Consider the following 9,251-nt stretch of genomic DNA (forward strand, 5'->3'; position numbering starts at 1 on the left):
CACTAGCGACGGGCGCCTCCTCGTGGTCGAGGGGGAGGCGGGGGTGGGGAAGACTCGCCTGGTCGAGGAGGTCCTGGGACAGCTCGCGGGGGCGGTGGTGCTGTCCGCGCGTTGCTTCGAGGACGAGGCCCAGGTGGCGTACGGACCCATCGCGGACGCGCTGCGGGCGGCGACCGTCCGTCGGGGGTGGAGCGAGGGGGTGCCGGGACCGCGGCTGGCCGACGCGGCGCGTCTCGTCCCCGAGCTCGCGCCGTCCGGCGCGACCGGCACGGAGCCGCCGACCGACCCGGGCGCGCGCCGCCGTTTCCTCGACTCCCTCGCGGGGGTCCTGGTGGCCGCTCTCGCGGGGGCGCGTCCGGGGGTGCTGTTCGTGGACGACATGCAGTGGGCGGACGAGGCGTCCGTCGACGGGATGGCCCACCTCGTGCGCCGGCTCGCCGGGACCCCCGTGCTCGTCGTCTGGGCCTGGCGCACCGAGGACGTGGCGCCGGAGTCGCGCCTGCGCCGGATCGTGGCCGATGCGCGACGAGAGGGGACCGCCACCACGATCACGCTGGGGCGCCTGGGACGCGACGACGTCGCCGAGCTCGCCGCGGGCTCGCTCGACCCTGCCGGGGTCGAGCGGCTCTACGCGGAGTCGGAGGGTCTCCCGCTGTTCTGCGTCGAGTACCTGGCGGCCTTCACTGCGGGCGACGAGACGACGATGCCGGAGGGGGTCCGGGACCTGCTCGCGTCCCGTCTCGCACGCGTGGGCGAGGTGGCGCGCCAGGTGCTGGCAGCGGTCGCCCTGGTCGGGAGGCCAGCCGACGCGGACGTGCTGCGGGAGGTGGGAGGCCGCACGATGGATGAGACCGTGTCGGCCCTGGAGGAGCTCTCCGCGCGCAGGCTGGTCGTCGAGAGCCCACCCGGCAGCCGCTGGGTCGACCTCGCCCACGAGAAGATGCGGGAGCTCGTCTTGGCCCAGACGGCGCCGGCCCGGGCCCGTCTGCTCCACGGTCGGTCCGCGGACGCCCTGGCCCGACGTGCGAGGGGAGCCGAGGAGCGGTCCCTCGCCCCGATCGTCGCCGCCCACCACCGCGCGGCCGGACGCGACGCCGAGGCGGCCGAGTGGTTCGCGCGGGCGGCGTCCGCGGCCCGTGACGTGTACGCGCACGCGGAGGCCCTGTCCCACCTCGAGGCGGCGCTCGCGCTCGGTCACCCCGACCCGGCCGCGGTCCACGAATCGATGGGGGACGTCCTGACGCTGCGCGGCGAGTACGCCGACGCCGTCACGCGCTACCAGACGGCGGCGGCGCTCGCGCCCCCGGAGCGCCTCTCGCGGCTCGAGCACCGGCTGGCCTCCGTCTACGAGCGGCGGGGGGACCTGGGTTCGGCCGACCGACACCTGGAAGCGGCGCTGGAATCCGCCGCACAGGACCCGGCCCGCCGGGCCCGGGTGCTCGCCGACCGCAGCCTCATCGCACATCGCCGTGGTGACGCCGAAGCGGCGTGGTCGCTCGCCCTGGACGCCCTGAGCTCCGCCGAAGCGGACGGCGATCCACGGGCGGTCGCCCAGGCTCACAACGTGTGCGGGGTCGTCGCCGGCGCGGCCGGACGGACGGACGACGCCCGCGACCACCTGACGCGCAGCCTCGAGGCGGCCGAGCGGCTCCCGGACCCCGCCGTGCGCATCGCTGCCCTCAACAACCTGGCCCTCAACCGCAAGGGAGCCGGTGAGCTGGCCAGTGCGATCGAGCTGACGGAGCGGGCGCTGCGGGAGTGCGCGGGGATGGGGGACCGGCACCGCCAGGCCGCCCTGCACTCCAACCTGGCCGACCTGCTGCACGCAGCCGGCAGGCGACGGGAGGCGGAGGAGCAGCAGCTCGCGTCGGTGAGGCTCTTCGCGGAGCTGGGGGAGCGGGAGGGGATGGAGCCGGCGATCTGGAAGCTGGTCGAGTGGTGATCAGCCCGACCCCAGCCAGGCTCCGCTCCGGTAGCGGAGTCCGTTGAAGGCGAGACGCACGAGCATCCAGACGGTCAGGCCGCCGTAGAGCCACCCGATCGCGGGCTTGGGGAGGCGCAGCACGCCGGCGCCCAGCGGCGCGAAGACGGCCAGGCCGGCGACGGTCCCCCACTGAAGGAAGCGGGTGTCCGAAGCCCCGAGCAGCAGCCCGTCCAGGACGAACACGACCGCGGCCGGCACCTGCATGAGGGCCAGCACGACCAGGGCCTGGGTGGCCCGCGTCCGGACGTCGCCGTCCGGGGTGAAGACCGCGGGGAGCGCGCGGGAGCCGATGAGCAGCGCCGCGGCGAGCACGACCCCGCAGGCGAGGCCGAAGCGGATCAGCCGGTCCGACGTCGCGCGCACCTCGGCCACGTCCCCCGCTCCCAGGGCCTTCGCCACCAACGCCTGCCCGGCGATGGCGAGCGCATCGACGGCGAGGGCGAGGAACGTGAAGACCTGGAAGGCGATCTGGTGCGCGGCCAGCGTGGCCGCGCCGATGCGCGCCGCGACCGCGGACGCGACGACGAACGCGCCGAGCAGGGCGCCCGTCCGGACGACCAGGTGGCGGCCGGTGGTGGCCAGCCGCCTCAGCTCGTCGGGCAGCGGGCGCAGCGTGGCGTCCCGGCGGGACACGTCGCGCACGATGAGCACGAGGAACCACGCCGCCGCCACCCACTGGGCGATCACCGTGCTCCACGCCGATCCGGCGATGCCGAGTCCGAGCCCGAAGACGAGCCAGAGCTCCACGACCAGGTTCAGCGCGTTCGCTACGGCGGCGACCACGAGCGGGGTGCGGGTGTCCTGCAGGCCGCGCAGGTACCCGTGACCGACGAGCGCGACGAGGACGGCCGGGACACCGAGAGCGCTTATGCGCAGGTACGTCTCTGCGTTCGTGAGGACGGCTCCCTCGCCTCCCAGCGCGCGCAGCACGTGGGAGCCACCGGCGAGCAGCACGGCGACCGACGCGGCTCCGATGACCGCCGAGGCCCACAACCCCTGCACGGCCACGCCGGCAGCGCCACGCAGGTCGCCCCGTCCGTAGAGGAATCCCACGCGCGGGGTCGTCCCGTAGGCGAGGAAGTTGAAGACGGCGAACGCGACGAGCAGCACGGTCGAAGCGAGCCCGAGACCGGCGAGCTCCGCCGTCCCGATCCGGCCGACGATGGCCGTGTCCACGAGCACGTACAGCGGCTCGACGGCCAGGCTCCCGAGGGCGGGGACGGCGAGGCGGGCGATCGCGCGGTCCGTCTTGTGCATGGGCGCCGGGTGAGCGTACAACGGTGTCCATGGCTGACCGGGTGGTGCTCCTCGTCGGTACGAAGCGCGGCGCTTTCCTGCTGTCCTCGGACACGTCCCGCCGCGACTGGGAGGTGTCCGGGCCCTTCTGCGACGCGTGGCCGGTGAACGACGTGTCCTGGGACCCACGGACGGACACGGTCTACGCGGCCGGTATGAACGCCTGGTACGGACCGTCGGTCTGGCGGAGCGAGGACCGCGGCGCCTCCTGGACGCAGTCGAGCGAGGGCATGTCCTACGGCGACGACGGGCCGACCATCTCGTCGATCTGGAACGTCACCCCCGGCCACGGCGCCGTCTACGCGGGCGTCGACCCGGCGGGGCTCTTCCGCTCCGACGACGGCGGGCGCACGTGGGCGCACGTCGGGGGCCTGCGCGCCCACGAGACCTTCCCGCGGTGGCAGCCGGGCGGGGGCGGGCTCTGCCTGCACACGATCGTCCCGGCTCCCGAGGCGGGCCGGATGTGGATCGGCATCTCGGCCGTGGGCGTCTTCGAGACCGCCGACGGCGGCGACACGTGGGAGACGCGCAACGAAGGGCTGCGCGGCTTCTACGAGGACGGCTCCCCGGTCGGGACATGCGTCCACAAGGTGAAGGCCGCACCGGGGGGCCGGCTGTGGCAGCAGAACCACCAGGGGACGTACCGGTCAGAGGATGGGGGCGGCTCGTGGACCGAGGTCACCGAGGGCCTCCCGTCGGACTTCGCCTTCCCGATCGCCGTCCACCCCCGCGACCCGGACACGGCCTGGGTCTTCCCGCTCAACGGGGCCGAGCACGGACGCTTCGTCCCCGACGGCAAGCCGGCCGTATGGCGGACCCGCGACGCCGGGGCGTCCTGGCAGCGGTTCGATGCGGGGTTCCCCCGCGAGAACGCGTACCTGCAGGCGCTACGCGAGGGCATGGCCTCCGACCATCTCGACCCGGGCGGCGTCTACGTCGGGACGACCAACGGGCAGGTCTACGCGAGCGCCGACGAGGGGGAGACGTGGGTGGAGGCGGCATCGCACCTGCCGCCCGTGCTCTCGGTGGACGTCGCCGTCTGGTGACAGCGACCGTCCACCTGCCCGTCTCGCTCGCGCGTCTCTTCCCGGGGTGCTCCCGAGCCGAGCCGGTCTCGCCGGGCACGCTGGGGGACGTCCTGCGCGAGCTCGACTCCCGCTGGCCGGGCATGTGGGACCGACTCTGCGAGTCGTCCCACGAGCTGCGCCGCCACATCATCGTCCTGGATGACGACGGGAAGCGCATGGACCTGCGGGCCCCCGTGCTCGAGGGAGCCGAGGTGCACGTGCTGCTGGCGATGTCCGGAGGCTGAGAGCCGGACGATCGGTTCGGCCGCGGCCACTGTGGGAGCGCGGCGAACACCGCCCCTACCTGCGACGGATGCGGCGCACAGCGAGCGCCCCAGCGAAGGCGCTCAGAGGGGTTCCGACGAGGGCCCCCGTCCACAGCGCCCACCGCGGCACCTGCCCCGTGAACGGCGACAGGGCCTCCCCCGCGAACCCGACGACGAAGACGCCCGACACCGCGGCGACGATCGCCGACGAGACCTTGCCCGGCGTGCCCGGGCGCATCGAGCCGGCCACGGCGATCGAGTAGATGGCGAGGAGTGGGAACGGCGCCGTGAACGGCCCGCCGCGCGTCATGATCTCGATCGCCACCGCGTCGGGATCGCCCGGGCCCCCGAACTGCGCGGGCCAGCGGTTGGCCACCGAGACCACTGCGCCGACCGCCTGCACGGCGATCACGGCCGATGCGGCCAGGACCATGTCACGGGTGCGGTCGTCCACCGGTGTAGCGTACGACCCATGGTGGAGCGGACGTGGGACGCGCAGAGCTATCACCGCGTGTCCGGGCCGATGGTGGAGATGGCGCGGGACGTCCTCGACCGGCTCCCGCTCCGGGGCGACGAGACCGTACTCGACGCGGGGTGCGGGTCCGGACTCGTGACGGAGCTCTTGTGCGAGCGGCTCCCGTCGGGACGGGTCGTCGCCGTCGACGCGGACCCGGCCATGGTCGAGAAGGCACGCGAGCACCTCCGGGACCGGGCGGACGTCCGCCTGGTCGACCTGGTCGAGCTCGAGATGGACGAGCCCTTCGACGCGATCTTCTCCACGGCCACCTTCCACTGGATACCGGACCACGACCGCCTCTTCGCGCGCCTGTTCGCTGCGCTGCGACCGGGCGGCCGGCTCGTCGCGCAGTGCGGGGGCCGGGGCAACCTCGAGCGCCTGCTCGCGGCCGCCGATCAGGTGGCCGAGCGGGAGCCGTACGCGAGCCACATCGCCCACCTGTCGCGGCGCGGCAACTTCCCCGACCCGGGGTCGACGACGCGCAGGCTGGCAGCAGCCGGCTTCGTGGACATCGACTGCCGGCTCGTCGGGCGCATCGTGACCCCCGATGACGCCCACGAGTACCTGACGACGATCAACCTGGGACGTCAGGTCCAGGCGCTCCCGGACGGCCTGGCCCCCCGCTACGTGGACGACGTGATCGCCGTGCTCGGGGAGCCGGTCGAGATCGACTACGTCCGCCTGGACATCGACGCCGTACGGCCCGCATGACGCGGTTCCTGCTCGTCCGCCACGCCGAGTCGCAGTGGAACGCGCAGCGTCGTTGGCAGGGACACGCCGACCCGCCGCTAACCGACCGCGGCCGCGAGCAGGCGCGCGCGGCGGCCGCGGCCATCGCCCCCTTCGATGGGCCCGTCTTCTCATCCGATCTGAAGCGCGCGCGGGAGACGGCCGAGATCGTCGCAGGGGAGCTCGGGCTCGGCCCGGTGACCACCGACCCGGACCTGCGCGAGATCGACGTCGGCGCGTTCAGCGGCCTCACCGCCGACGAGGTGCGTGAGCGGCTCCCGGACGCCCACCGCGCCTGGCGGGCGGGAGAGCTCGACGCGTACCCGCAGGGCGAGAGCAAGCGGGACCACCTCACCCGGCTGTTGGTGTCCTTCGAGCGGATCGCGACGCAGCACGCGGGGGATGTCCTGGTCGTCTCCCACGGAGGTTGCCTGACCCAGCTCGAGCGCCACCTGGGGGTCCATCCCGGGAGACCGAGCACGAACCTGACCGCGCGGTGGTTCGAGTGGGACGGGAGCCTGCGAGCGGTGTCCGAGCGGCTGCAGTTGGCGCCGGCCGCGCCGCCCGAACGCAGACGGGTCCACTGATGCTGAGCGACGAACACGACGCGTTCGGGGTCGCGATGCTCACCCACCTCGAGCGTGGATCGGGGGTAGCCGCGCTCGAGCGCGACGACGGGTTCATCGAAGGTCACCCGATGGACGGGTACTTCACCACCGCCGACCACTGGCCGCCGGAGTTCGTGCGGGAGCTAGACGAGCTGTCCGGACGCGTGCTGGACGTCGGGTGTGGGGCGGGGCGGGTCGCCCTGTACCTGCAGGAGCACGGGTGCCAGGTCGTCGGGATCGACAGCTCGCCGGCGGCGGTCGAGACGAGCAGGCGGCGAGGCGTCCTCGACGCCCGCATCCTGGCCCTGCAGGACATCGGTCCGGAGCTCGGCCTGTTCGACGCCATCGTGTTCGCAGGGAACAACCTCGCGCTCGCCGGAACGCCTCCAGAGCTGTCCGGCCTGTTGCGGCGTCTCCGCGACGTCACCCACGCACGATCGGTCATCGTGGCCGACGGGCTGGACCCGTACACGACCGACGATCCGGTCCACCTCACCTACCACGAGCGCAACCGGGCCCGCGCAAGACCCGGCGGACAGGTCACCATGCGGGTCCGGTTCCGCGACAGGGCGACGCCGTGGTTCGAGCTCTTGCTGCGCTCCCGCGACGAGCTCCTAGCGGACCTCGAGGGGACCGGGTGGGGCTTGCGCCGGTGGGCCGACTCCCGGCCGGGGTGGCGCGCGCCCGAGGAGGGACGGACCAGCGGGTGGGTCGCCGTCCTCGAGCGCGACCCCTAGTTCGCGCGCTCGTCCAGCTGTCCGGCCAGGGTCTGCGGGTCCCGCGCCGGGAGCTTGCACGCCAGGTTCTCGCACACGTACGCGGTCGGCTCGGCATCGTCGCGGCCGCGCAGCAGCGCCACCCGCTCGAGGATCGGGTGGTCTCCGACCGCCCGCCCGGCCAGCACGCGGTTGGGGAGGTAGCGGGTCCAGACGACCGCACGCAGTTCCCGCGACGGCGGGCCCGTGAACGCCACCTCTACCGGCGGGCGCAGGTAGAGGTCCAGGGCGCCCAGCCAGGTCGGGACGGCCTGGGGTGCCTTCTCCATGTACACGTGGGCGACGCGCAGCGCATCCACGGCCGCGCGGCGCAACGAGTCGTCGTCCAGCAGGACGGACAGCCGAAGCAGCACGTTGGTCAGCACGCCCGCCGGGGAAGGCGTCGCGCTCTCGGTCACCTCCTTGGGCCGGACGACGAGGTCGGTCGCGTCCGAAGCCGTCGTGAAGAAACCTCCTGCGGAGTCGCTGAAGCGCTCGACCGCCTCGGTCGCCAGGCGGTGCGACTCCTCGAGCCACCGGGGCTCGAAGGTCGCCTCCCACAGCGCCAGGAGGCCGTCCGCCAGGTAGGCGTGGTCCTCGAGCAGCCCGGCGATCTTGGCCTGACCGGACCGCCAGCTGTGGAGGAGGCGCCCGTCCGGGCCCCGCATCTCCCCGAGGATGAAGGTCGCCGCGCGGCGGGCCGCGTCGATGAGGTCGTCGCGCCCGAACGCGGCTCCCGCCTCGGCGAGGGCGGCGATGGCGAGCCCGTTCCAGGAGGCGAGGACCTTGTCGTCGCGTCCGGGACGGACCCGATGCTCCCGCGCCTCATAGAGCTTCCGGCGCGCCTCGGCGGGGGGTTCGTCGGTCGTGGCCGCGGTGAGGATGTTCGTCTCCTCCCAGTTCCCCTCGGGCGTGACGCCGTAGTACGCGGCGGCATCGGGCGCGATGGCCAGGAACTCGTCGTAGGACCAGACGTAGAACTTCCCCTCGACGCCTTCGGAGTCGGCGTCCTCGCTCGCGTGGAAGGCGCCTACGGGGTCCAGCATGTCGCGCAGCAGGTAGTCGAGGGTCTCGGTGGCGATGCGCCGGTGCAGCGGGTCTCCCCAGGCCTGCCAGGCGTGCGTGTAGACACGGGCCAGCTGGGCGTTGTCGTAGAGCATCTTCTCGAAGTGGGGGACGAGCCACCGCTCGTCGACCGAGTAGCGGGCGAAGCCGCCGCCCAGCTGGTCGTAGATGCCGCCTAGCGCCATGGCGCGCAGCGTGGTGGTGAGCTCTTCGCGCAGCACGAGCCCTCGGGCGTCCAGGCGCAGAGCGAGCTCGAGCACGGCCGGCTGAGGGAACTTCGGTGCGCGTCCGAACCCGCCGTAGGAGGCGTCGTGGGCGGCTGCGAGCTGCCGAGCGGCGTTGGACAGCATCGACTCGGTGAGCGGGTCCGTCGACGCCCGGGGGACCGAGCCCTTGATGTGGTCGACGATCTGCTGCCCCTGGGCCAGGAGATCGGCCCGCCGGGTCGTCCAGAGCTCGTGGACGTAGGTGAGCAGCCGCTTGAAGCTCGGCATCCCGTGGCGGTCCTCGGGCGGGAAGTAGGTACCGCCGAGCATCGGGACCCCGTCCGGCGTCAGGAACATCGTCATGGGCCACCCGCCGTGCCCGGTCAACAGCTGCACGGCGTCCATGTAGATCGAGTCGACGTCCGGACGCTCCTCCCGGTCGACCTTCACGTTCACGAACCAGCCGTTCATGAGGCCGGCCGTCTCGTCGTCCTCGAACGACTCCCGCTCCATGACGTGGCACCAGTGGCAGGCGGCGTAGCCGATAGAGAGCAGGACGGGGACGTCGCGCCGCTTCGCCTCCTCGAACGCCTCGGGCGTCCACGGCCACCAGTCGACCGGGTTGTGGGCGTGCTGGAGCAGGTACGGGGAGGTCTCGGAGGCGAGCCTGTTGGCCATAGGGGTGACCCTACCCCGCGCCCGCAGGCCTGACTCCTAGTGGGGGTAGCTCCCCCTGCGCCGGCTCGCGGGAGCGGGCG

At 73.4% G+C, this 9,251-nt stretch carries 9 protein-coding genes; 6 read left to right on the plus strand and 3 right to left on the minus strand.

Annotation, left to right across the window (positions count from 1 at the left end):
* The coding region (locus tag VM840_03800) for an AAA family ATPase (GenBank protein HVL80699.1) at positions 1 to 1,942 on the plus strand (1,942 nt) is incomplete at its 5' end.
* Here VM840_03800 and VM840_03805 read toward each other — a convergent pair.
* Positions 1,943 to 3,241, minus strand: coding sequence for an MATE family efflux transporter (locus VM840_03805; protein ID HVL80700.1), 1,299 nt, complete (start codon positions 3,239 to 3,241; stop codon positions 1,943 to 1,945).
* Between the two features lie 29 nt (positions 3,242 to 3,270).
* Between VM840_03805 and VM840_03810 the strand changes: the two genes are divergently transcribed.
* Entirely contained in the window at positions 3,271 to 4,326 is a 1,056-nt protein-coding gene (locus VM840_03810) for an exo-alpha-sialidase (protein ID HVL80701.1), read from the plus strand.
* Complete coding sequence (locus tag VM840_03815; protein ID HVL80702.1) at positions 4,323 to 4,592, plus strand: MoaD/ThiS family protein; 270 nt, start codon at positions 4,323 to 4,325, stop codon at positions 4,590 to 4,592. The genes VM840_03810 and VM840_03815 overlap by 4 nt, the downstream gene beginning before the upstream one ends.
* Positions 4,593 to 4,647: 55 nt before the next feature.
* Here VM840_03815 and VM840_03820 read toward each other — a convergent pair whose 3' ends face one another.
* Positions 4,648 to 5,067, minus strand: a complete 420-nt coding sequence (locus tag VM840_03820) for a hypothetical protein (protein HVL80703.1) — start codon at positions 5,065 to 5,067, stop codon at positions 4,648 to 4,650.
* 18 nt (positions 5,068 to 5,085) lie between these two features.
* Here VM840_03820 and VM840_03825 point away from each other — a divergent pair, with 18 nt between their 5' ends.
* From VM840_03825 to VM840_03835, 3 genes are read left to right on the plus strand one after another with little or no spacing between them, the layout of a single operon-like run.
* Positions 5,086 to 5,841: a methyltransferase domain-containing protein gene (locus VM840_03825; GenBank protein HVL80704.1), complete on the plus strand. Its 756-nt coding sequence runs from the start codon at positions 5,086 to 5,088 to the stop codon at positions 5,839 to 5,841.
* Positions 5,838 to 6,446, plus strand: coding sequence for a histidine phosphatase family protein (locus tag VM840_03830; protein ID HVL80705.1), 609 nt, complete (start codon positions 5,838 to 5,840; stop codon positions 6,444 to 6,446). Before VM840_03825 ends, VM840_03830 begins: the two co-directional genes overlap by 4 nt.
* The gene (locus tag VM840_03835) at positions 6,446 to 7,204 is read left to right on the plus strand and encodes a class I SAM-dependent methyltransferase (GenBank protein HVL80706.1); all 759 of its coding nucleotides are present in this window, start codon (positions 6,446 to 6,448) and stop codon (positions 7,202 to 7,204) included. The genes VM840_03830 and VM840_03835 overlap by 1 nt, the downstream gene beginning before the upstream one ends.
* Here VM840_03835 and VM840_03840 read toward each other — a convergent pair.
* Complete coding sequence (locus tag VM840_03840; protein ID HVL80707.1) at positions 7,201 to 9,171, minus strand: thioredoxin domain-containing protein; 1,971 nt, start codon at positions 9,169 to 9,171, stop codon at positions 7,201 to 7,203. The two genes, VM840_03835 and VM840_03840, sit on opposite strands and share 4 nt — an antisense overlap.
* Positions 9,172 to 9,251 lie beyond the last annotated feature (80 nt).

The organism is Actinomycetota bacterium (assembly GCA_035540895.1).
Classification (GTDB): Bacteria; Actinomycetota; JAICYB01; order JAICYB01; family JAICYB01; genus DATLFR01.